The 20,763-nt window shown below is 67.7% G+C and carries 17 protein-coding genes; all 17 read left to right on the plus strand.

Features of this window, described 5'->3' with window-relative positions; translation table 11 throughout:
- The 17 genes from asnB to Q7W02_03220 are packed head-to-tail and all read left to right on the plus strand — an operon-like array spanning position 1 to position 20,733.
- Positions 1–1,893 (plus strand): asparagine synthase (glutamine-hydrolyzing), encoded by a 1,893-nt coding sequence (gene asnB / locus Q7W02_03140; protein MDO8475186.1) that lies wholly within the window; start codon positions 1–3, stop codon positions 1,891–1,893.
- Positions 1,890–2,624, plus strand: coding sequence for a class I SAM-dependent methyltransferase (locus tag Q7W02_03145; protein ID MDO8475187.1), 735 nt, complete (start codon positions 1,890–1,892; stop codon positions 2,622–2,624). The genes asnB and Q7W02_03145 overlap by 4 nt, the downstream gene beginning before the upstream one ends.
- Positions 2,621–4,684 carry a PEP-CTERM system histidine kinase PrsK gene (prsK, locus tag Q7W02_03150; GenBank protein MDO8475188.1) on the plus strand — a complete coding sequence of 688 codons (2,064 nt, stop codon included), beginning with the start codon at positions 2,621–2,623 and terminating at the stop codon, positions 4,682–4,684. The genes Q7W02_03145 and prsK overlap by 4 nt, the downstream gene beginning before the upstream one ends.
- Positions 4,681–5,598 (plus strand): exosortase/archaeosortase family protein, encoded by a 918-nt coding sequence (locus tag Q7W02_03155; GenBank protein MDO8475189.1) that lies wholly within the window; start codon positions 4,681–4,683, stop codon positions 5,596–5,598. The genes prsK and Q7W02_03155 overlap by 4 nt, the downstream gene beginning before the upstream one ends.
- Entirely contained in the window at positions 5,595–6,239 is a 645-nt protein-coding gene (locus Q7W02_03160; GenBank protein ID MDO8475190.1) for an EpsI family protein, read from the plus strand. Before Q7W02_03155 ends, Q7W02_03160 begins: the two co-directional genes overlap by 4 nt.
- Positions 6,236–7,402, plus strand: a complete 1,167-nt coding sequence (locus Q7W02_03165; GenBank protein MDO8475191.1) for a glycosyltransferase — start codon at positions 6,236–6,238, stop codon at positions 7,400–7,402. The genes Q7W02_03160 and Q7W02_03165 overlap by 4 nt, the downstream gene beginning before the upstream one ends.
- Positions 7,399–9,141, plus strand: coding sequence for a polysaccharide deacetylase family protein (locus Q7W02_03170; protein MDO8475192.1), 1,743 nt, complete (start codon positions 7,399–7,401; stop codon positions 9,139–9,141). The genes Q7W02_03165 and Q7W02_03170 overlap by 4 nt, the downstream gene beginning before the upstream one ends.
- On the plus strand, positions 9,138–10,319 hold the full coding sequence (locus tag Q7W02_03175) for a glycosyltransferase, exosortase A system-associated (GenBank protein ID MDO8475193.1): 1,182 nt from the start codon (positions 9,138–9,140) through the stop codon (positions 10,317–10,319). Before Q7W02_03170 ends, Q7W02_03175 begins: the two co-directional genes overlap by 4 nt.
- The gene (locus Q7W02_03180; protein MDO8475194.1) at positions 10,319–11,503 is read left to right on the plus strand and encodes a glycosyltransferase family 4 protein; all 1,185 of its coding nucleotides are present in this window, start codon (positions 10,319–10,321) and stop codon (positions 11,501–11,503) included. Before Q7W02_03175 ends, Q7W02_03180 begins: the two co-directional genes overlap by 1 nt.
- Positions 11,500–12,888 (plus strand): phenylacetate--CoA ligase family protein, encoded by a 1,389-nt coding sequence (locus tag Q7W02_03185; GenBank protein MDO8475195.1) that lies wholly within the window; start codon positions 11,500–11,502, stop codon positions 12,886–12,888. Before Q7W02_03180 ends, Q7W02_03185 begins: the two co-directional genes overlap by 4 nt.
- Positions 12,878–14,194 carry a nucleotide sugar dehydrogenase gene (locus tag Q7W02_03190; protein ID MDO8475196.1) on the plus strand — a complete coding sequence of 439 codons (1,317 nt, stop codon included), beginning with the start codon at positions 12,878–12,880 and terminating at the stop codon, positions 14,192–14,194. Before Q7W02_03185 ends, Q7W02_03190 begins: the two co-directional genes overlap by 11 nt.
- On the plus strand, positions 14,191–15,411 hold the full coding sequence (locus Q7W02_03195; GenBank protein MDO8475197.1) for a TIGR03087 family PEP-CTERM/XrtA system glycosyltransferase: 1,221 nt from the start codon (positions 14,191–14,193) through the stop codon (positions 15,409–15,411). The genes Q7W02_03190 and Q7W02_03195 overlap by 4 nt, the downstream gene beginning before the upstream one ends.
- Before the next feature lie 17 nt (positions 15,412–15,428).
- Positions 15,429–16,793, plus strand: a complete 1,365-nt coding sequence (gene prsR, locus Q7W02_03200; GenBank protein MDO8475198.1) for a PEP-CTERM-box response regulator transcription factor — start codon at positions 15,429–15,431, stop codon at positions 16,791–16,793.
- 10 nt (positions 16,794–16,803) lie between these two features.
- Positions 16,804–17,811, plus strand: coding sequence for a glycosyltransferase family 2 protein (locus Q7W02_03205; GenBank protein MDO8475199.1), 1,008 nt, complete (start codon positions 16,804–16,806; stop codon positions 17,809–17,811).
- Positions 17,808–19,010, plus strand: a complete 1,203-nt coding sequence (locus Q7W02_03210) for a glycosyltransferase (protein MDO8475200.1) — start codon at positions 17,808–17,810, stop codon at positions 19,008–19,010. Before Q7W02_03205 ends, Q7W02_03210 begins: the two co-directional genes overlap by 4 nt.
- Positions 19,007–20,236: a glycosyltransferase gene (locus Q7W02_03215; GenBank protein ID MDO8475201.1), complete on the plus strand. Its 1,230-nt coding sequence runs from the start codon at positions 19,007–19,009 to the stop codon at positions 20,234–20,236. The genes Q7W02_03210 and Q7W02_03215 overlap by 4 nt, the downstream gene beginning before the upstream one ends.
- Positions 20,233–20,733, plus strand: coding sequence for a hypothetical protein (locus Q7W02_03220; protein ID MDO8475202.1), 501 nt, complete (start codon positions 20,233–20,235; stop codon positions 20,731–20,733). The genes Q7W02_03215 and Q7W02_03220 overlap by 4 nt, the downstream gene beginning before the upstream one ends.
- Positions 20,734–20,763 lie beyond the last annotated feature (30 nt).

The raw sequence follows: 20,763 nt of genomic DNA on the forward strand, positions 1-20,763 counted from the left end.
ATGTGCGGGATAGCCGGCTTCGCCTTCACCGACCCCCGGCACCCCGTGGACCGGGAGCTCCTCGGTCGTATGACGGGCGTCCTGCGCCACCGCGGGCCGGACGCCGACGGCTCTCACTTCGGGCCGGGCGTGGGACTGGGACACCGGCGGCTCAGCATCATAGACCTCGCCACCGGCGACCAGCCTATCTACAACGAGACCCGCTCCGTCGCCGTGGTCTTCAACGGCGAGATCTACAACTTCCCCGAGCTGGCGCGCGAGCTCGAGGCGCGCGGGCATACCTTCGCGACCCGGTCGGACACGGAGACCATCGTCCACGCCTACGAGGACTTCGGCCTCGAGTTCGTGAAGCGGCTGCGCGGCATGTTCGCCTTCGCGCTCTGGGACGAGTCCCACCGCCGCTTGGTCCTGGGGCGGGACCGCGCGGGAAAGAAGCCGCTCTACTACCACGCCGACGGGGAGCGCCTGGTCTTCGCCTCCGAGATCAAGGCCCTCCTGCAAGATTCGAGCATCAAGCGGCGCGTCTCTCCGGAGGGATTGAGCGACTATTTCACCTTTGGCGTCATCCCGGCGCCCGGCACCGTGTTCCAGGACATCCAGCAAATCCCGCCCGGGCACCTTCTGGTCTGGGAGCGCGGCCGCGTGCGCCTGCACGAGTACTGGGACGTGGTCTTCGACCGCACGGGGCCCGCGACGCCCGGTGCGGCGTCGGAGGCCTTCTCGGCCCTCTTCGACGAGGCCGTCGGCATGCGGATGGTCGCGGACGTGCCGCTGGGCGCCTTCCTCAGCGGCGGGGTGGACTCCTCCGCCGTCGTCGCCTCCATGGCCCGGCAATCCGCCCGGCCCGTGGTCACGACCTGCGTCGGCTTCGTCGAGCGCACCCACAGCGAGCTCGAGCACGCCCGGGTCGTGGCGAAGGCGCTGGGCACCGAGCACCACGAGGTCCTGGTCAAGCCCGACGCGATCAGCGATCTGCCGCGACTCGTCTGGCACCTGGACCAGCCCTTCGCCGATTCCTCGGCGCTGCCCACCTACTACGTCTCCCGTGCCGCCCGCGAGCGGGTCACCGTGGTGCTGTCCGGCGACGGCGGCGACGAGCTCTTCGCCGGCTATCAGCGCCGCTACGGCGTCCACCGGCTGGAGCAGCGGCTGCGGCGGCTCATCCCCGGCCCCGTGCGTCGCGGGGTCCTCGGCCCGCTGGCGCGGGTCTACCCACGCTCGGACCTCATCCCGCGGCCGCTGCGCCTCAAGCTCGTGCTCTCGAACCTCGGCCAGTCATTCGAGCGCGCCTATTTCAACGATATGTCGCTGTTCCTTGACGAGGAGAAGCAGGCGCTCTGCACCCCCGAGTTCCTCGCCCAGGCCCGGCACCACGATCCCATCGCCGGCTTCGCCCGGCACTTCGAGCGGGTCCGCGACGCCGATCCGCTCTCGCGCATCCTCTACGTGGACTTCAAGACCTGGCTTGCCAACGACATCCTGGTCAAGGTGGACCGCATGAGCATGGCCTGCTCACTCGAGGTGCGCTCGCCGCTCCTCGATCACAAGATCATCGAGTTCGCCGCGAGCCTGCCGCCGCAACTTAAGTTCCGCGGCTCCGTCTCGAAATACCTGCTCAAGCGTCACGTGGCGGAGCGACTGCCCGCCGCGGCCGTCCACCGCCCCAAGCAGGGGTTCGAGCTGCCGCTCGCGGCATGGCTGCGAGGGGATCTGCGGGACATGGCGCGTGACCTGTTGTTCTCCACCCAGGCGGCGGGCCGCGGGTATGTGCGGCCCGAGGCAGTCAAGCGGATCTGGGATGCTCACCAGAGCGGCTACCGCAACCAGTCCTCACAACTCTGGGCGCTGATGGTGCTCGAGCTCTGGCACCGGCAATACGTAGATACGCCATGACAGGCTTCGAGCGACAGTGGCAGAGCCGGTTCGAGAAGTTCGCCACTCGGCACCAGCCCGAGCATCTTGTCTCAGGCTGGTCCGCGGCGGGCCTCCGGCGCCGTGTGGCCGTCTTCGAGGCGCTCCTCGACCGGGGCCTCCTCGGCGCCGGGGCCCGCGCGCTCGAGCTGGGCTGCGGGGCGGGGACCTATGTCCGTGTGCTCGCCAAGCGCGGACACCCGGTGGTCGGCCTCGACTACTCGCTGCCGAGCCTTCGCCGCGCGGTGGCGGCGGACGTACCGCGGGTGGGACGGTATGTCTCCGGCGATGCCTCCTGCCTCCCGTTCCAGGACCGGAGCTTCCAGGTCGTCGCCTGCATCGGCGTACTCCAGGCCCTGGAGGGACCCGAAACCGCGCTCGCTGAAATCGCCCGCGTCCTCGGACCTTCCGGGGTGGCGGTGGTCGAAACTCTCAACCCGTGGGGTCTCTTGGCCGCGTTCCGCAGACTCTCGGCCTTCATCCGGCGTCAGCCGACCCGGCTTCGCTATGGCTCGCCGGGGGCGGTCGAGCGGACAATGGCTTCCTTGGGCCTCCGGCCCGTCCGCCGACTCAGTATTCTGCTTCCCCCACGCTCCTTGCCCGGCCTCGAGCGCACGCTCGGACAGCCCTGGGTTGTTCGAGCGCTCGAGACCATGCCGGGCGTTCGGGCGTTGGCTCCGCAGGCCTACTGGATCGTTGGAGTGAAAGCATGATGGCCGGCGCTCCCCTGGTTGCCGCTGCCCTGAGCCTGGTCTTTGCAGGGATCTCCCTGCTTCGGCCACCCCGCCGGCTGCGGCAGGTCACGTTCGCCGGTGGAATGGTCACCTTCGCGCTCCAGTCGCTCCTGGTCTACGGGCTCCTGTTCTACTCGCTGACGCCCGAGAGCCACCAAAGGTGGATGATTGCGCTCCAGTCCGTGGCCCTCCTCGTGCCGATTCCCTGGTGCCTGTTCGCCTTCCTGGCAGGCCGCCACGCCGATGCCCGCATCCCGCGCGGCTGGCGGTTCTCCCTGTCGCTGGGGAGCGCCGGCCTGGCGGTCACGGCCGCGGTCAACGTGCTCTGGCCCTTCTTCCTCGTGCCGAACGCCACGGGCCCCTTCCGCTACGCCCAGCTCTCCTTGCTCGGTCAGGGCGGGATCGCCATCGAGCTGCTCGCCACGATCGCGGTGCTGTACGGTCTCGAGCCTTCTCTTCGCAACTCACAGGGCTCCGTCCGGTGGCAGTTCAAGTACCTGGCCCTGGGCTTGGGGGGCATCTTCGCCGTCAGGTTCTACCTGCTCGGCCAGGCCCTGCTCTTTCACGTGCTCGATCGGCAGAGCCTCCTCATCGAAACGAGTGCCCTGATCATCGGCGAGCTTTTCGTCGCTATCGGGCTCCTCCGTTCGGGCGCCCTTCGCACCGATCTGACGGTCTCCCGGCACTTCGTGTACCGGTCCACCGTGGTGGGCCTGTGCGGCCTCTATCTTTTCCTTGCCGGCGCAGCCGGATGGCTCCTGAACGCGCTGGGGATTCCCGAGGCGGCGCTCGTGGGCACCCTGGTCGTCTTCGTCGCCGTGATGGGCCTGGCGGCCCTTGCGCTGTCGGAGAGCCTGCGCTGGCGATTCAAGCGCTACATCAGCACCCATTTCTACGCGGACAAGTACGACTACCGCCAGCAGTGGCGGACGTTCACGGCCAACTTGACGGCGCGGGTCACACTCGACGGCCTCGCGACCCAGCTGCTGCGGAGCGTCACCCAGACCATCGGCGCGCGGAAGGCCGCGCTGTACTTGGCAGACGAGACCGACGGCGCCCTTCGGTTCCATTCCGTCCTCAGTGCCGGACCGCTCCCGAAGACGCTCGAGGCGACACCCGATGACTTCCTGACGGGCCAGAAGGCGCCTGAGGCGCGGCACCTCACGACTCTCGGGAACGGTCGGGCGGAGGCCCTGCTCGCCGCGGGGCTCGTCCTGGCCGTCCCCCTGCGCACCCAGGGACGCCTGGTGGGGGTGTTGCTGGTCGGAGCCGAGCAGACCGGCGCGCCCTATACCCAGGAGGACCTGGATCTGCTCACCACGCTCGGAGAGCAGGCGGCCAGCGCCACCGCGACCGTTCAGCTCTCCGAGCGCCTGGCCCAGTCCCGCGCCTTCGAGGCCTTCAACCGGCTCTCGTCCTTCATCATCCACGACCTCAAGAACTCGGTCTCGGCGCTCTCGATGCTGACCCAGAACGCGCCGAAGCACTTCGACGATCCTAAATTCCGGGTCGGCGCGCTCGGGACCCTCACGCGCACGGTCGCGCGCATGCAGAAGCTCGTCGGCAGGCTGTCAACTCGCCAGCCAGCGACCGAGCTCGAGTTCGAGAGCCTGCCGCTGGACGAGCTGGCGCGCGACACAGTCGCGTCCATGTCGATGGGGCCCGTGCTTCACCTGACGCTGGCCCTCGACTCCGTGTCCTGCGTCCGAGGCGATAGCGACGCCATCCAGCGTGTCATACAGAACTTGATCACGAACGCCGTTGAGGCGATGGACGGCGAGGGTACGATCACGCTCCGCGTCTGCCGTCAGGACGGCATGGTCGCCTGCGCCGTGACGGACACAGGCTGCGGCATGACCGAAGAGTTCGTCCGGACCTCGCTCTTCGTGCCGTTTCAGACCACGAAGAAGGGCGGCTGGGGCATCGGCCTCTACCAGGCGCGCGAGATCATGACGGCGCATGCCGGCCGCATCGAGGTCTCGAGCCAGGAGGGGCGCGGCACCACCGTGACACTGCTGTTCCCGGAGGAGAAACCGTGAACGGCGCGGTGGCCGAGGAGAAGGTTGTGGATGGCGATGTTGCCCGACAGACCGTCGCGGACGGCGTCGCCCTTCGTGCCGAGAGTCCTCTGTCCTGGCTGGCCCTTGGGATCGCCGCCGCCGCCGCGCTGGGACTCTATGCGCCCGTCGTGATCAGTATGGCCGCAGACTGGAGCGAGTTCCCGAGCCTCTCCCATGGCTTCGCAATACCACTCATCTCCGCCTACCTGCTGTGGCACCGGCGCCGCCTGCTCGCGGAGGCGCCCGTCGAGGGGTCGATCGTCGGCCTGCCCCTCATCATCCTCGCGCTGGGGATGCTCGTCATCGGGTCGCTGGGCGGCGAGCCGTTCGTCGCGAGGCTGTCGCTGCCGCTTGCGCTGCTCGGAACCGTCCTCTTTCTCGACGGCACCCGCGTCGCCCGTCACGCCTGGGTCCCCATCGCCTACCTGGCGTTCATGATTCCGCTCCCGTACCTGACGCTCAGTGCCCTCACCTACCGGTCGCAGCTCTTCGACGCCGGGGTCACCGCCGCCGCCCTCGGATGGCTCGGCGTGCCCGTGCTGCGAGACGGCGTGATGCTTCACCTGGCGAACATGACGCTCGAGGTGGCCGCCGACTGCAGCAGCGTCCCCGCCATCGCCGCCCTGCTGGCGCTCGGCGGGGCCTATGCCCAGATGCAGCCGCGGCCCACCTGGATCCGCGTGGCGCTCACGCTCTCCGCGGCACCGCTCGGGCTTCTCTCGAATATCGTCCGCCTCATCGTCACGTCGCTCAGCGCCTACTACCTGGGCCCCGTCGCTCTCAACAACGTGATCCACAAGTTCAGCGGGACCTCGGTCTTCCTCGCGACGGTTGTCCTCCTGGTGGTCCTCGACGCGCTCCTGACGCGCATCTGGAGGAGGGCGTCCTCGTGAGGACCGGCTGGCGGCTCGGCGTGATCTTGATTCTCTTCGCCGCAAGCGCCGTTGTCCTCCGCATGGCCCCGCCGGTGAAGGGCGCCGTGAATCCCGTCTCGCTGTACGCGGTCCCGATGACGCTCGGCACGTGGGTCGGTGCCGAGGGCGTCCCCGAGGAGATCTTGCCGCCGGACCCCAATGAAAAGATTTCGGTCAGACGGACCTACCGCAATGGCAATCACCTCGCCTGGGTATCCGTGGCCCTGTTCGTCGGCCAGGATGATGACGCGCGCCGGGCCTCCATCAACAAGATCTACCCGCAGCGCGGCGCGAGCCTCATCGAGCCGGTCTCCTTCGCCGTGCCCCTGGACGGGTCCGCCGCGGGCCCCATCACGCTTCCGGCCGTGATCGTCCACCAGGACTCCCGGCGGCTCCTCGTCGCGTACTGGCACCAGATCGGGAACCGCGTCTACGGAAACGAGTATCGCTTCCGGCTCGCGCTGATGAGCGACGTGATCTTCGCCCGGCGCGCCGACGCGCTCCTCGTCCGCATCGCCCTGCCCGTAGGGCCCGACGGCCGGGCCCGCGAGAGCCTTGACACGGTCGGTCCCCTGGCGGCCTCCCTGTATGCGGCGCTCGCCCCGGAGGGCCGGCAATGAGCGCGCCGGTGTCGCTGTCGCGGGGGCTCGTGGCGCCCGCGGCCCCCGCCCCGCGGGTCGTCCACGTCATCCCTACCTTGAGGGTCGGCGGACTGGAAAAGGTCGTGGTTCGTCTGGTCGAGTATTTCGGCCCGGATGTGCCACAGGCCGTCGTGACACCTGCCCGCACGGGCCCGGTGAGCCAACTGATCCCCCCGGGGGTCCCTGTCGTGTCTATGGGCGACCAGCATAGGCCGGACCGCTGGAACGCCATTCGCATGGCACGCCTCTTCCGGAAGCTCCGTCCCGACATCGTGCACACCCGCAACTGGTCCTGCATCGACGCCGTCGTCGCCGCGCGGCTGGCCGGGGTGCCCGTTGTCATCCATGGAGAGCACGGTCGCGAGGCGGCGGACCCGGACGGTAAGAACAGGCGCAGACAGCGTATCCGGCGACTGCTGGCGCCGCTGGTCACCGAATTCGTCGTCGTCACTCATGACCTCGAGCGATGGCTGGTCGAAGAGGTGCGGATTCCGGCCCGAAAGGTCCGCACCATCTACAACGGCGTTGATACACGCGCCTTCTCCCCGGATGGCCGCGACGCGGCCCGGCGCGCGCTGGGCATCCCCGACGGATCCATCGCGATCGGCACCGTCGGGCGCCTCGATCCCGTCAAGGACCATCTGGGACTGATCCGGGCCTTTTCCCGAATCACCTCGGATCCTCGCGTCCTGCTCTACATCACCGGGGGCGGGCCCTGCCATGCAGAGCTCGAGGGAGCGATCCAGTCCCTTGCGCTCACCCGCCGCGTGCATCTCCTCGGGGAGCGGGACGACGTGCCCAGGATCCTTCGCGGCCTCGACGTATTCGTCCTTCCGTCGCTCGGCGAAGGCATGTCCAATACCATTCTGGAGGCCATGGCAACGGGGCTGCCTGTCGTGGCCACCCGTGTGGGCGGGAACCCCGAGCTCGTGCTGCATGAGGTGACCGGTCTCCTTGTCGAGCCCCGATCCGCCGACTCACTCGTTGCCGCTCTCTTGCGCTACGTCGAAGATCCTGGTCTCAGGGCGGCTCATGGACAGGCTGCTCGACACCGCGCGGACTCGGAGTTCGGACTCCCCCGCATGCTCGCCGCCTACGACGATCTCTACTGTCGCCACCTCGCCACCCGGAGCCGCCGATGACCCGCCTCGCGCCTCCCTTCCGAATCGTCGTCCTCACGGGCTGGGATTCGCCGTCAACTCTACAGGCGATCACCAGGCTGCTGGCGGTACCGGGCGTCGAGATTGCAGGTCTTGTGTATGATCGTGGCGCCTACACGCTCAAGACCCGCCTGCGGCGATTCTGGAAACGCGGCCGCCGCGACGGAGTTGCCTATCTGCTCGGCCGGCTCATCGCTCGGGCCTGCGGGCTGTGGATTCCAGCCGGTCCGCGCCGCTTCGACCCCCGTCCGATTCGCCGGGCCATCTTCCCGTCCGAGGTCCGCGCCCTCACAGACCTCGCGACCCGCCACCACATTCCGTACCGCGCGGTCGGTTCGCTGAATTCGTCCGAGGCCCAGCGCCATATCTCGAGTCTCCATGCGGATCTTGGCGTGGTCATCGGCACCCGCATCCTCACACGCGATACGTTCGCGCTTCCACGCCTCGGATCCATCAACATCCATAAGGGACAGGTTCCGCAGTATCGCGGCCAGCCGCCGGCGTTCTGGGAGCTCTACAACGGCGAGACAGAGGCAGGCGCGACAGTCCATCTCGTCGCCGAAAAACTCGACGCCGGCGACATCATGACGGAGGCCTCCGTCCCGATCGAGGCGACCGAAACCGAGCACAGCCTGAAGCTGAAGCTGGATCACCTTGCCGCCGACCTGCTCGCGGAGGCGGTCCAGGCACTCGCCGGCGGCCAGGCGAGGCCGCGTCCACAGCGCCCGTCGACCCTACCCGCCTACACCGTTCCCACGCGCGCGCAGCGCACCGTCCTCGCCCGCCGCCTCGGAACGGTCCCCGAATCGCCCCGGAAGCGGGCATTCAAGGCCATCTTCTACCGGATCTGCCTGACCGGAGGCCCGGTGTGGCTGCGAAACGCCTGGCTCCGCTTCTGCCGCAGGACCCGATGCACGGTCCTGCTGTATCACCGTGTGAACGACGTCTCCGTGGACAATGTGACCACCAGTATTGACCGATTCATCGAGCACATGGCGATGCTGAAGAGGCGCTACCCGGTTCTCAGCCTCTCGGAGGCTGTCAGCCGGCTCAACACCGGGCGCTATCTCGGCCCACACGTCGTCGTCGTGACGTTCGATGACGGCTACGCCGACAATTGCGAGGCAGCGGCCCCTATCCTGGAGCACTTCGGTATTCCGGCGACCTTCTTCGTCACAGCCGGGCTCGTCGGCACGTCCGGCAGCTTCGCGCACGACCGGCGCTCGCCACACCGATTCACCAATCTCTCGTTGGATCAGGTGAGAAGCCTGGCTGCCCGCGGCTTCGAGATCGGCTCACACGGCATGACCCACGCGAATCTCGGACGCGCCCCGTTGAGCGAGGCGAGAGACGAGGTCCGCGACAGCCGGGAGACACTCCAGCGAATGCTGACCACCCCCGTTCGCAGCTTCGCGTATCCGTTCGGCGGGCGGGAGGACATCACGCCTGCCGTCCTCCAGGAAATCCGAGCGGCAGGCTTCACGCTGATCGCGTCGGCTTATGGCGGCTCCAATGTCGGGCAAATCGACCCGAACAATGTCCGGAGGGTCGGCGTGAGCAACGCGTTCGACGTGCTGGCTCTTCGTGCTCAGATCGAGGGCGTAGGCGTGCTGGGCACCAGGCAACGCATCCGAGCCTTCTGGGGACTGTCCGACCCTTCCAGGCCACGGCCTGGGCGCGAACCCCTCTCCGTCGCAGGGAAGAAGCAGGAGTCCGCATGAAGATCCTCCACGTCCTCGACCACTCCTTGCCCATCGGGAGCGGCTACAGCTATCGGAGCCGCAGCATCGTGACCGCCCAGAAGCGCCTGGGGCTCGAGCCGGTCGTGCTGACCTCGCCCAAGCAGGGCACCGAGCACGACGGTCGCGAGCTCGTGGACGGCATTCCGCACTACAGGACCGGGCGGACCGGCGGGCGGCTGCCCTTCGCGCGCGAGCTCCTGCTCATGCTGCGCCTGGCCTCTCGCATCATCCGGGTCGCCCGCGCCGAGGGTACCGAGCTGATTCACGCTCATTCGCCCTCTCTCAATGGGCTGCCGGCGCTGTGGGCGGGACGGCGGCTCGGGCTGCCGGTCATCTACGAGGTGCGCACCTTCTGGGAGGACGCGGCCGTCAACAATGGCAGCTTCGCCGAGGGCTCCGTGCGCTATCGCGTGAGCCGGGCGCTCGAGGCGGTCGTGCTGCGGCGAGCGCATCGAGTGGTGGCCATCTGCGAGGGCATCCGGTCGGAGGTCGTCTCCCGCGGCATTCCGCCGGGCCGCGTCGCGGTGGTGCCGAATGGAGTAGGAGCCGAATGGCTCGATCCTCGGGCCCGGGCGACCGATCTGGCGGTCCAGCTGGGGCTCGGCGCCGGCCCGGTATTCGGCTATATCGGCTCCTTCAGCCGGTACGAAGGCCTCCCATTCCTCATCGAGGCCATGCCGGAGCTTCTCGGTCGCATTCCGGGCGCCCGCCTGCTCCTCGTGGGAGGCGGACGCGACGAGCAAGCCGTCCGCGCCGCCGCTCAGCGAGCCGGCGCCGCCGTGCTCATGCCCGGCCGGGTCCCGCAGGAGCGGGTGCGCGACTTCTACACCCTCGTTGACGTTTTCGTGCTCCCCCGACGGCGCAACCGGCTGACCGAGCTGGTGACGCCGCTCAAGCCGCTCGAGGCCATGGCTATGGGCATTCCGGTGCTGGCCAGCGACATCGGCGGCCATGCGGAGCTCGTCAGCGACGGCGAGACCGGCCTGCTCTTCAAGGCGGAGAGCCCGGAGTCGCTCGTCGAGCAAGCCAGCCGCCTGGGACGGGATCCCGAGCTGCGGGCGCAGCTGGGCGCCGGGGGCCGCCGATGGGTCGAGAGCGAGCGCACCTGGGAGCGAATCGTAACCCGCTATCTGCCCATCTACGGCGGGGGGGCGTGATGCGCGTCCTCGTGCTGAGCTCCACCTTCCCGAGCGTGAATCAGCCAACGCGAGGGGTCTTTGTCCGCGAGCGGATCCGGAGGCTCGCCAAGCGTTGCGACGTTGTGGTGGCAGCCCCGGTACCTTGGTTCCCCATGAACCGGTGGATCAGGAAGGAGCGCGCTACGGTGCCCTTCCTCGAGCACCAGGATGGGCTCGCCGTCTACCATCCGCGGTTTTTCTCGCTGCCGCGCTACGGGAAGTCCTTCGACGGGGTGCTGTACTTCCTCTCCCTCATACGGTTTGTCGCGCGCCTCCGACGGAGCTTCCCATTCGAGGTCATCGACGCGCACTTCGCCTTCCCCGACGGGCTCGCCGCCACGCTTCTGGCCGGGCTCTTCGGCTGCCCGGTCGTCGTCACCCTCCGGGGCAGCATCGTTCGCCTGTCGGGCTACCGGCTCCACCGGCCCCAGCTTCGCTGGGCGCTGCGTCACGCGGACCGGGTGACGTCGGTGAGCGAGTCCCTCAAGGGTGTCGCGGTGGGGCTGGGCATTCCGGCCGACCGCGTGCGGGTCATCCCGAACGGCGTTGACCCGACGGTCTTCAGCCCCATGGTTCGACGGGAAGCCCGGCGACTCTGCGGACTCCCGGAGAGCGCGACGGTTCTGCTCACTGTAGCGGGCATCTATGAAGGCAAGGGCCAGCATGCGGTCGTCGATGTGCTGCCGTCCCTGGTCGCGCGGTACCCCGACGCGCTGTACGTCGTGGTGGGCAGCCCCCGCCGGGGCGAAGCCTATGAGCGCCGTCTGCAAGACGCCATCCGAAAGCTCGGGCTCGACCGGCACGTCCTGTTCGCCGGGCCCCGGCCGCAAACCGAGCTCCGCTCGTGGTTCAGCGCGGCCGATGTGTCGATCCTCGCGACGCAGTCCGAGGGCTGGCCGAACGTTCTGCTCGAGTCCCTGGCCTGCGGCACGCCCGTGGTCGCGACCCGCGTTGGGGGCTCGCCAGAGATCGTACGCCACGGGGAGGACGGCTTCCTCGTGCCGTACGGTGACGCCGCCGCCCTGCGCGATGCGCTGCTCCGGGCCGTGGAGCAGCCGTGGGACCGAGACGCCATCGTCCGTCATGCGCAGCGCTTCGACTGGACCGAGAGCGTGGAACAGGCCCTCGACGAGCTGAACGCGGCGTTGAAGAGATCGACATGAACAAGTCGCTGGTCCGTCACGTGCTGTTCCCGCTGCACGAGCGCCTCAAGCGGAAGCCCACCTTCCGGTGGCTCGCGGAGCTCGAGCACACTCAGTGGTTGAGCCCTGAGCGGCTGGCGGAGTATCAGTTCGTCCGACTGCGGCGTCTGGTGGAGTTCGCGTACGCTCATGTTCCTTACTACCGCGCGATCCTGGACGAGCCAGGGGTGCCGCCCCAGCGGCTGCAGTCCCCATATGATCTCCTGGACTTCCCGTTTCTTACCCGGGAGCTGATCCAGACCCGATTCGATGACCTCCGCGCGCGGGCCAGCCTGCCCCACGTCCACCGGCGGTCGTCCGGAGGCTCCACCGGATCACCCGTGACTGTCCTTGTGGATATGAACCGCATGGGCTTCACGGAAGCCGGGCGACTCCGCGCGCACGGCTGGTTCGGTATCACGCCGGGGGCGCGAGAAATCGTCCTCTGGGGCTCGCCCATCGAGATCACGCGGCAAGACCGGATCCGGCAAATCCGTGACTGGTGCCTGAACTCGCGGCTGCTATCGGCGTTCGACATGGGGGAGCAAGCTCTGGAGCAGCATATGGCAGCGATCTACGACTACCAACCAGCCAAGATGTACGGCTACGCGAGCGCGCTCTACCTCCTCTCCGGCTACCTCGAACACCACAGGCTGCCGCCGCCGCCTGGGCTCCGGGCCGTTTTCGCGACCGCTGAACCCCTGTTTGACTTCCAGCGAAAGACCATCGAGGCGGCGCTCGGCTGCCCGGTCGGGGTTGAGTACGGATGCCGTGACGGCGGGCTCGTTGCGCTCGAATGCCCTGAGGGCGGCCTGCACATCCTGGCCGAGGGCATGTACGTGGAGATTCTCGATCCCGACGCGGACGGGCGTGGAGAGATCGTCCTCACCAATCTCGAGTCCCACGCGTTCCCCATCATTCGGTATCGCACGGGCGACATCGGGAGCCTCGATACCTCGCCCTGCCACTGCGGCCGCGGCCTGCCGAAGCTGCGCGGAGTCGAGGGCCGGCGGACCGACTTCCTGGTCACCCCAGGCGGCCGCGTGCTCCACGCGCTCTCCGCCATCTACATCCTCAGGGAAATGCCGGCGATCCAGGAGTTCCGGATTGTGCAGGAGGCCATCGATCATCTCGTGCTCCATGTGGTGCTGCGGCAGTCGATAGGCCCCGCCGAGGAAACCTCGCTGCGCGCCCAGTTCGCCGCGGTCTTCAGCTCGGATATGCGGATCACGATCGAGCGGACCACGTCACTTCCGCGCACGGCGTCCGGCAAGTTCCGCTATGTCGAATCCAGGGTGGCCCAGGCCGTCCTCGAGCGGTTCATGGCCCCCACCCACACCAAGGAGCATCCTCGAGATGATCGATAAGGGAAAGGTTTGCGTCGTCGGAACCGGCCACATCGGCCTGCCTCTCGCCGCCGTGCTGGCCGAGGCAGGCTTCGAGGTCACGGGGTACGACACCAACGACAACTTTGTCAGCCGCGTGAACACTTCCGGCGCCGCGGACTTCCGCGAAGATGGGTTGGACGAGCTTCTGGAGAGGCACCTGCACAAGACCCTGACCCTGACGTCGAGCCCACCTGCGGGCCACGACGTCTACATCATCACGGTCGGCACCCCTCTCGAGCCCGGGACCCAGCGCCCGAGCTTGGACCGCATCCGGATGGCCGTCCAGCGGATCGCCGCCGGATTCGGGCCGGACCCGCTCATCATCCTGCGAAGCACCGTCAGCATCGGCACCACGCGGAGCGTCGTCCTGCCGGAGATCCGGCGCCACGCCAAGCGGTTCGGCCTGGCCTTCTGCCCCGAGCGGACCATCGAGGGCAAGGCGATCCCGGAGATGCGGTCCCTGCCACAGGTCGTCGGCGGCCTCGACGACGAGAGCGCCGACCGCGCCGAGGCCCTCTTCCGGCTGATCACGCCGAAGATCGTCCGCGTCTCGTCCCTCGAAGCGGCGGAGATGATCAAGCTGATCAACAACACCTACCGCGACCTCACCTTCGCCTTCGCCAACGAGGTCGCGCTCATCGCCGAGCGCATGGGGCTGTCGGCGGCCGAGATGATCCATGCCGCCAATGTCGACTATCCCCGCTCCAACGTGGCCCAGCCGGGTTTTGTCGGTGGGCCGTGTCTGGAGAAGGACGCGCTCATCCTGATCGACAGTCTGAAGAAGATCGATTTCAAGCCGCGCGTCATCGAAGAGGCCCGGAAGATCAACCAGGCGATGCCGGATCACGTGGCGGCGCGCATCGTCGAAGAGCTCCGCCGCCTCCGCCGCGCCCCGGCCCGCGCCAGGATCCTCATCACCGGCTTCGCTTTCAAGGGCCGCCCGGCGACGGAAGACATCCGCGGCTCGGCAGCCATCCCGGTCATGCGCCGGCTCCAGTCGTCCCGCATCGAGGTCTGGGGGCACGACTTCGTGACGCCGGAGAAGGTCATCGCCGACCTCGGGGCCCGCGCCTGCACGCTCGAGGAGGGGTTCGAGGAGGCCGACGGCGTCATCATCATGAACAACCATCCCGGTTATCGGACCGCCAATATCCCGGCGCTTGCCCGCCGCCTCCGCGCGCCGGCCTTCCTCTTCGACAGCTGGGGTCTCTTCGACATCCGGGAGTTTCGCGAGGTGGCCGGCCTTCGCTACGCGCCGCTGGGCGCTCCATTCGCCTCCGCATGAAAATCCTCTTCCTCTGCCACCGGATTCCCTATCCGCCCCAGCGGGGAGGCAAGATCCGCCCGTTCAACATGATCCGCCATCTGGCGGTCAGCCACGAGGTCACCGTGGCCACCCTGGCGCGGACCGCTGACGAGCTGGCCGCCGGCCAGGAGCTTCACCGCTACTGCCACGACCTGCACGTGGGCCGGATTTCCAAGCCCGCCGGCTGGGCCCGCTTTGCCCTGTACGGGATGAGCGCGGCTCCGGCAACCTTCGGGTACTTTTACTCCCCCGAGCTCGCCCGGACCGTCCGGCGGCTCCTGGCCACGCGGGGCTTCGATGCCATTGTCGTGCACTGTTCGTCCATGGGGCCCTATGTGGCCGGGCATCGCGGCTGTCGCAAGGTGATGGACTTCGGCGACGCGGATTCGGAGAAATGGCTCGAGTACGCCCGGACCGCCCCGTTTCCTCTCTCCCAGGCCTTCCGGCTCGAGGGGCGGAAGGTGCGCCGGTACGAAGCCTGGCTGGGCAAGCAGTTCGATGCCTGCTCGGTCAATGCTCCCCGGGAGGGTGATGTGCTGGCCGCCTACGTCGACTCTCCCATCCGCGTGATTCCCAATGGCGTGGACCTGGAGTACTTCGAGCCGACCCGGCCGTCAGGCCGGGGCTATGTCCCCAACCGGATCGTCTTCACGGGCAACATGTCCTACCGGCCCAACGTGGACGCTGTCCAGCACCTCGTCACCGCGGTGCTGCCGCGGATCCGTCGGGAGATTCCCGATGTCCAACTCTGCATCGTGGGCATGGACCCCACTCCTGCCGTCCTGCGGCTGGCGGATGAAGACCGCGTCGTGGTGACCGGCAGGGTGGACGACGTCCGGCCCTACTTCGACTCCGCCGCGGTCGCCGTCGCCCCCCTGCGCGTCGCCCGCGGCCTGCAGAACAAGGTGCTGGAGGCCATGGCAATGCGTGTCCCCGTGGTGGCCAGCCAGGCGGCCTTCGAGGGTATCAGCGCCGTGCCCGGGCGCGACCTGCTGGTCGCGGCTGGTCCCAAGGCGTTCAGCCGCGCCGTTGTCACCCTGCTCCGCGATCCCGCCGCCCGCGAGCGCTATGCCGCGGCCGGCCGAACCTGCGTCGAAACGAACCACAATTGGAGCCGGCTCCTGCAGCGGCTCGAAGATCTGGTGGTCGGCGGCGACCAGCTCGCCGCCACTGTCACCCGGCCATCATCACATTGACCAGGAGGCGCTGACCGATGGAACGGGAACGCTTGCTCATCATCGAGGACGACGAGGACATCCAGACGCAGCTGACGTACGCGCTGCAGGACGAGTACACCGTCTCCGTGGCGGGAGACCGTACCCGCGCCATGGCCGCCATCCAGCAGGCTCCGCCGGAGATTGTGACGCTCGACCTGGGCCTCCCGCCGAGCCCGGACACGGCGGAGGAAGGTCTCCGCGCGCTCGAGGACGTCCTCGCCGCAGCCCCGGGCGCCAAGGTCATCATCATCACGGGCAATGGCGACCGGGCCAATGCGGTCGCGGCCGTGGAGCGCGGGGCCTTCGACTACCACCTGAAACCGGTCAACCTCGACGACCTCAGGGTGGTGCTGCGGCGGGCGGCGTACCTCCGGCAGCTCGAGCGCGAGAGCGAGGAGCAGGCCCGGCAGCACGAGAAGTCAATTCGCTTCACGGACATCCTCGGCTCCACGGCCAAGATGCGCGAGATCTTCTCGCTGATCCAGCGTGTCGCCAAGACGGAGGCCACCGTGCTTTGCGACGGAGAGAGCGGCACCGGCAAGGAGCTCGTCGCCCGGGCCATCCACTCGCACAGTCCGCGGCGCAACGGACCCTTTGTCGCCATCAACTGCGGCGCCATACCGGAGACTCTGCTCGAGAGCGAGCTCTTCGGTCACGAGAAGGGCTCCTTCACCGGCGCCCACGCGCAGCGGAAGGGCAAGATCGAGACGGCCACCGGCGGGACGCTCTTCCTGGACGAGATCACCGAGATGAGCCTGCCGCTCCAGGTCAAGCTCCTGCGCTTCCTGCAGGAGCGGGAGATCGAGCGGGTCGGCGGCCGCGAGCTCATCCCCATCGACGTCCGGGTGGTCGCGGCCAGCAACCAGAGCCTCGAGGAGGCCCTGCAGAGCGGACGGTTCCGCGAGGACCTGTACTATCGCCTCTCGGTCGTCACCGTCCACCTGCCGCCGCTCCGCGAGCGCGGCGAGGACGTGGTCCTGCTCGCGAACGCCTTCCTCCGCCGCAATGCGCAGGCGCTCAAGCGCAAGGTGCGCTTCAGCCCCGAAGCGCTCGAGGCCATCGTCAAATACCTGTGGCCGGGCAACATCCGCGAGCTCGAGAACAAGGTCCACCGGGCCGTCATCATGGCCGCCAGCCGGGTCATCGGGCCCGGAGACCTCGACCTCAACCCCTCCGCCGTCATCGATACGCTGCCCACGCTCAAAGAGGCAAGGGATCAGAGCGAGCGCCGCCTCATCGTCAATGCCCTCGTGCGCAGTCGAGGCAATATCAGCAGCGCGTCCCGGGCGCTCGACATCAGCCGGCCGACCTTCCACGACATGCTGGCCAAGCACAGCATCGACGCGAAGGAGTTCCGGTGAGCGGCCAACCATGGACGTAAGTGTCCTCATCGCCACCTACAACCGCGCCATTTCCCTGGGGCGGACTCTCACCGCCCTCCAGGGCCAACGCACCGCCCCCGGTCTGACCTGGGAGCTGGTGGTCGTCGACAACAACTCATCCGACGATACGCGCGCGGTGGTCAGCGCTGCCGGCGCCGGCTTCCCGGTTCCCATGCGGTATATCTTCGAGTCGCGCCAAGGCGTGAGCCACGCACGCAATACCGGAATCGACAATGCCAAGGGCGGAATCATTGCCATCACCGATGACGACTGCCGCCCGGAACCCGCGTGGCTACAGAATGTCGTGGATTGCATGCAGCGGTGGGACGCTGACATCCTGGGGGGGCGGATCCTGCCCGAGTGGTCGAGCCCACCTCCCCCATGGCTTGCCACGGATCGGCACCTGTGGACCACGCTCGCAATGCTAGACGACAGCGTGGTGCGGCGAGTTGAGCTGGGGCCATGGCAGCGCGAGCATGGCTTCAGGGTCTGGACGGCGAACATGGCCATTCGCCGGTCGGTCTGCGAGATGGGGAGATGCTTCGATCCGGCGATTGGCCCGCGTGGCAAGAAGAAGTACAGCCACGAGGACATCCTGTTCGTGAGAAAGATGGTCGAGGCCGGAAAGATCGTCGTGTACGACCCCACTCCGACCGTCCATCACTGGGTGGGTCCCGAGCGGATGCGGAAGGGCTTTTTCCGCCGGCATTCCTTCTATTACGGCGAGGGATCGGCCTTTCGGACCGGTCCGCCGAAGGGCCGGCACATCGTCGGGATTCCACCGTTCCTGGTGGGTGCCATTGCGAGGAACGTCGTCGCATGGATCGGTGCTGCGCTCCGGCGCGACCCGGAGAGCTTCTGTCAGGAGCGCGAGATTCACGAAAGCATCGGGTATCTCTCCGGCTACGTGAAGTGCGCCCTCAGAGCCGGTCAGTACGCGCGTCTCCGCAGGGCGCCGGTGCCTGATCCTGACTTCAAGGAGCGGGCGGGCCTGTGAGAATCGCGTTTGTGGTCGGCGGCTTTCCGAGGATCTCCGAAACGTGGATCCTCGCCCAGGTTACCGCGCTGCTCGACCGAGGCCATGAGGTCGATATCTACGCCCGGCGGGCATCCGGAGAGTCCGTGGTACACGCGGATGTCACCGACTATGACCTGATGCGCCGCACCCACTGCTTCAATATCCCGGCGACCCGCAGCGGGCGGCTCATGCGGGCAGCCGGAGTCCTGGCGCGCAACCTGCCGCGCCGTCCGGGCACGCTGCTCCGATGCCTCAATCTGCCGCGGTACGGCAGCGCCTACGCCGTGCTGAACAATCTGATGTTCGTGGAGCCCTTCCTCGACCGGCGGTACGACGCCATCCTCTGCCACTTCGGCGGCAACGGGATGGACTTCGTCTGCCTCAAGGACGTCTTTCCGAACACGCGCTTTGTCACGATGTTCCACGGGGACGATTACTTCATCGGCGACGAGAAGGGCCCGGAGGCGTTCACGCTGCTCAAGCAATTGGGGGACGCCTTCCTGGTCACGACCGACTGCTTCGGTCGCGCCACGCTCCGGCGATACGGCTTCGATGACCGGCGCATCGTCACCCTGCGGCTCAGCATCGCCGCCAAGAAGATCCCCTTCCGCGAACGGCGGCGGGCCAGCGACACCGTCCGGCTGCTGAGCGTCGGCCGACTGGTGGAGAAGAAGGGACTCGAGGTCGGCGTTCGCGCCGCGGCGGCCTTCCAGGCGGCCAATCCCGGGCTCCGGCTCGAGTACCGCATCATCGGCGACGGACCCCTCTGGGGTGACCTGACCAGGCTCGCGGAGCAGCTCGGCGCCGCTGCCACGGTCCAGCTCCTCGGGGCATTGCCGGGCGCCGAGGTGATGCGATGGATGCACGATTCGGATATCTATCTCTTGCCCAGCCTCATGGAGCAGGCCGGCTACGTCCTTTTGGAGGCCCAGGCCACGGGCCTCCCCGTCGTGGCGACGCGAGTGGGAGGAGTGCCAGAGATGGTCCGGGAAGGCCGGTCCGCCCTGCTCGTGGAGGCGAGGGACGTCCGAGCCACAACCGATGCCCTTCAAGAGCTTCTTGCCCGCTCGGACCAGTGGCCTGCCATGGGGCAGGAGGGGCGACGGCACGTCGAGGAGCACTTCGACGTGGACCGGCTCACCACCCAGCTCGAAGACGTGCTCAGGGCGAGGCCATGATCAACATCCTCTTCATCGAGAACAGCGTGGGGCTCGCGGGGTCCACCGTGAGCCTCTGCACGCTACTCAACTACCTCGACCCGGACGTTTTCAAGGCGCACATCGTCCTGTCGCGACCCGGGCAGGCGACCTACCTCCTGGAGCACCTTCGGCGCCCCGGCGATCTCACCGTGATCCAGCCGCGTCGCAGCCTCAAGCAGTCAGATGTCGTCCAGCGGCTCGTCGATCGGCTCGGTGGCCAGAGGCCGCGGCTCCACCGTTTGGCGCTCCAGACCGCCTCGATGTTGGATCTCTTCGTGGTGACCATCCCCTACACCTGGCGCCTCTACCAATGGACCAAGCGCCGCAAGATACAGCTCGTTCACCAGAATAACGGCTTCGACCTCGGCAGCCTTCTCCTTGCTCGGATCCTTAGGGTGCCGCTCGTCGCCTACCAGCGAGGAGATGAGTGGAACTCGCCTGCCGTGCGCCGGCTCGCCCGCGGGGTTCGGCGATTCATCGCCAATTCGACGACAACTCTGAAGAGTCTCACCGCACTGGGAATTCCCTCGGGGCGAGTATCGGTTATCTATCCTCCGCTGGATCTCGAGACTCTGCGGACCGGGCGCTCTTCGGCCGTCACGCGTGAAACTTTCGGCGTGGACGCCTCGAGTCCGTGCTTCGGCATACTCGGGATGCTCCTGCCGTGGAAGGGACACGCGGTCTTCCTCAATGCCGCCAAACGGGTCTTCGAGCGCATCCCCAAGGCCCGCGCCTTCGTCATCGGCGCGGCACCCCAGGCGACCAAGGAATACGAAGCAGAGGTTCGAGTGCTCGCGCGAGAGCTCGGCATCGCGGACCGAGTGATCTTCACCGGCTTCCGTCCAGACGTGCCGGACATGCTGGAGCTTCTCGACGTGGTGGTGCACGCGTCCATCGCTCCAGAGCCGTTCGGCCGGGTGATCACAGAGGCGATGGCCATGAGGCGGCCCGTCATTGCGGCGGGTGCTGGGGGCCCCACCGAGATCATCGAGGACGGCCGCACGGGTTTGCTGTTTCCCCCTGGTGACGCGGAAGCCTTGGCCGACCGGATCATCATGCTGCTCGAAGACCCTTCCTTGGCGGAGCAGATCGCGAGCGCAGGCTACTCGGACGTGAGGAGGCGATTCTCCGGGGAGACTCACTCCACGCTTGTCCAGCACGTCTACGAGACAGTGCTGAGGCCCAGGTCGAGGCGATCCGCATGACAAGACCTGGCGTCTCGGGACTCCTGCCGCTGGTCACCGCCATCGTCGGGGTATGTTTCATCTGGGCGTCGCCCGCCCTCGCCCAGAGAACGACCTTACCCCCGAGCCTGACCACCTCGAATCCCCAGAGCGCTTTCATCAAGAACCAACTGACACTCTCAACAGAGCTTGCACGAAAGACGCTGGCAGGTCTCGCGGCAATGCCCGCCGATGACTCGATCCCCATCGACGAAGCCACCCTCCAGAACGCGCGGGACACCTACGTGCTCATTCGGGCTGCCCGGCACGGGATGGAGCTCGCCAGGGAGACCAGCCGGTTCCCCGATCCGACGCGCGAGCTCGCCTTCAAGCGCGTCGACGCCGCGTGGAATCTCGCGAGGACTCCCGTCGACCGGGCCAGCACGGGCATTGCCCGCGCGCAGTATCTGCAGGAATCCATCCGGAGCCTGAGGCAGGCCGTGCAGCTGCTCGATCAGGCCATGATCATCATGCCGTGATGTGCGCACAGCGGCGTCTTGATAGCCCCG

The organism is Candidatus Rokuibacteriota bacterium (genome assembly GCA_030647435.1).
Lineage (GTDB): Bacteria > Methylomirabilota > Methylomirabilia > Rokubacteriales > CSP1-6 > AR37.

Coding starts and splice junctions, on each gene's coding strand:
- asnB (MDO8475186.1), top strand. CDS start 1: ATGTGCGGGATAGCCGGCTTCGCCTTCACCGACCCCCGGCACCCCGTG.
- Q7W02_03145 (MDO8475187.1), top strand. CDS start 1,890: ATGACAGGCTTCGAGCGACAGTGGCAGAGCCGGTTCGAGAAGTTCGCC.
- prsK (MDO8475188.1), top strand. CDS start 2,621: ATGATGGCCGGCGCTCCCCTGGTTGCCGCTGCCCTGAGCCTGGTCTTT.
- Q7W02_03165 (MDO8475191.1), top strand. CDS start 6,236: ATGAGCGCGCCGGTGTCGCTGTCGCGGGGGCTCGTGGCGCCCGCGGCC.
- Q7W02_03170 (MDO8475192.1), top strand. CDS start 7,399: ATGACCCGCCTCGCGCCTCCCTTCCGAATCGTCGTCCTCACGGGCTGG.
- Q7W02_03175 (MDO8475193.1), top strand. CDS start 9,138: ATGAAGATCCTCCACGTCCTCGACCACTCCTTGCCCATCGGGAGCGGC.
- Q7W02_03180 (MDO8475194.1), top strand. CDS start 10,319: ATGCGCGTCCTCGTGCTGAGCTCCACCTTCCCGAGCGTGAATCAGCCA.
- Q7W02_03185 (MDO8475195.1), top strand. CDS start 11,500: ATGAACAAGTCGCTGGTCCGTCACGTGCTGTTCCCGCTGCACGAGCGC.
- Q7W02_03190 (MDO8475196.1), top strand. CDS start 12,878: ATGATCGATAAGGGAAAGGTTTGCGTCGTCGGAACCGGCCACATCGGC.
- Q7W02_03195 (MDO8475197.1), top strand. CDS start 14,191: ATGAAAATCCTCTTCCTCTGCCACCGGATTCCCTATCCGCCCCAGCGG.
- prsR (MDO8475198.1), top strand. CDS start 15,429: ATGGAACGGGAACGCTTGCTCATCATCGAGGACGACGAGGACATCCAG.
- Q7W02_03205 (MDO8475199.1), top strand. CDS start 16,804: ATGGACGTAAGTGTCCTCATCGCCACCTACAACCGCGCCATTTCCCTG.
- Q7W02_03215 (MDO8475201.1), top strand. CDS start 19,007: ATGATCAACATCCTCTTCATCGAGAACAGCGTGGGGCTCGCGGGGTCC.
- Q7W02_03220 (MDO8475202.1), top strand. CDS start 20,233: ATGACAAGACCTGGCGTCTCGGGACTCCTGCCGCTGGTCACCGCCATC.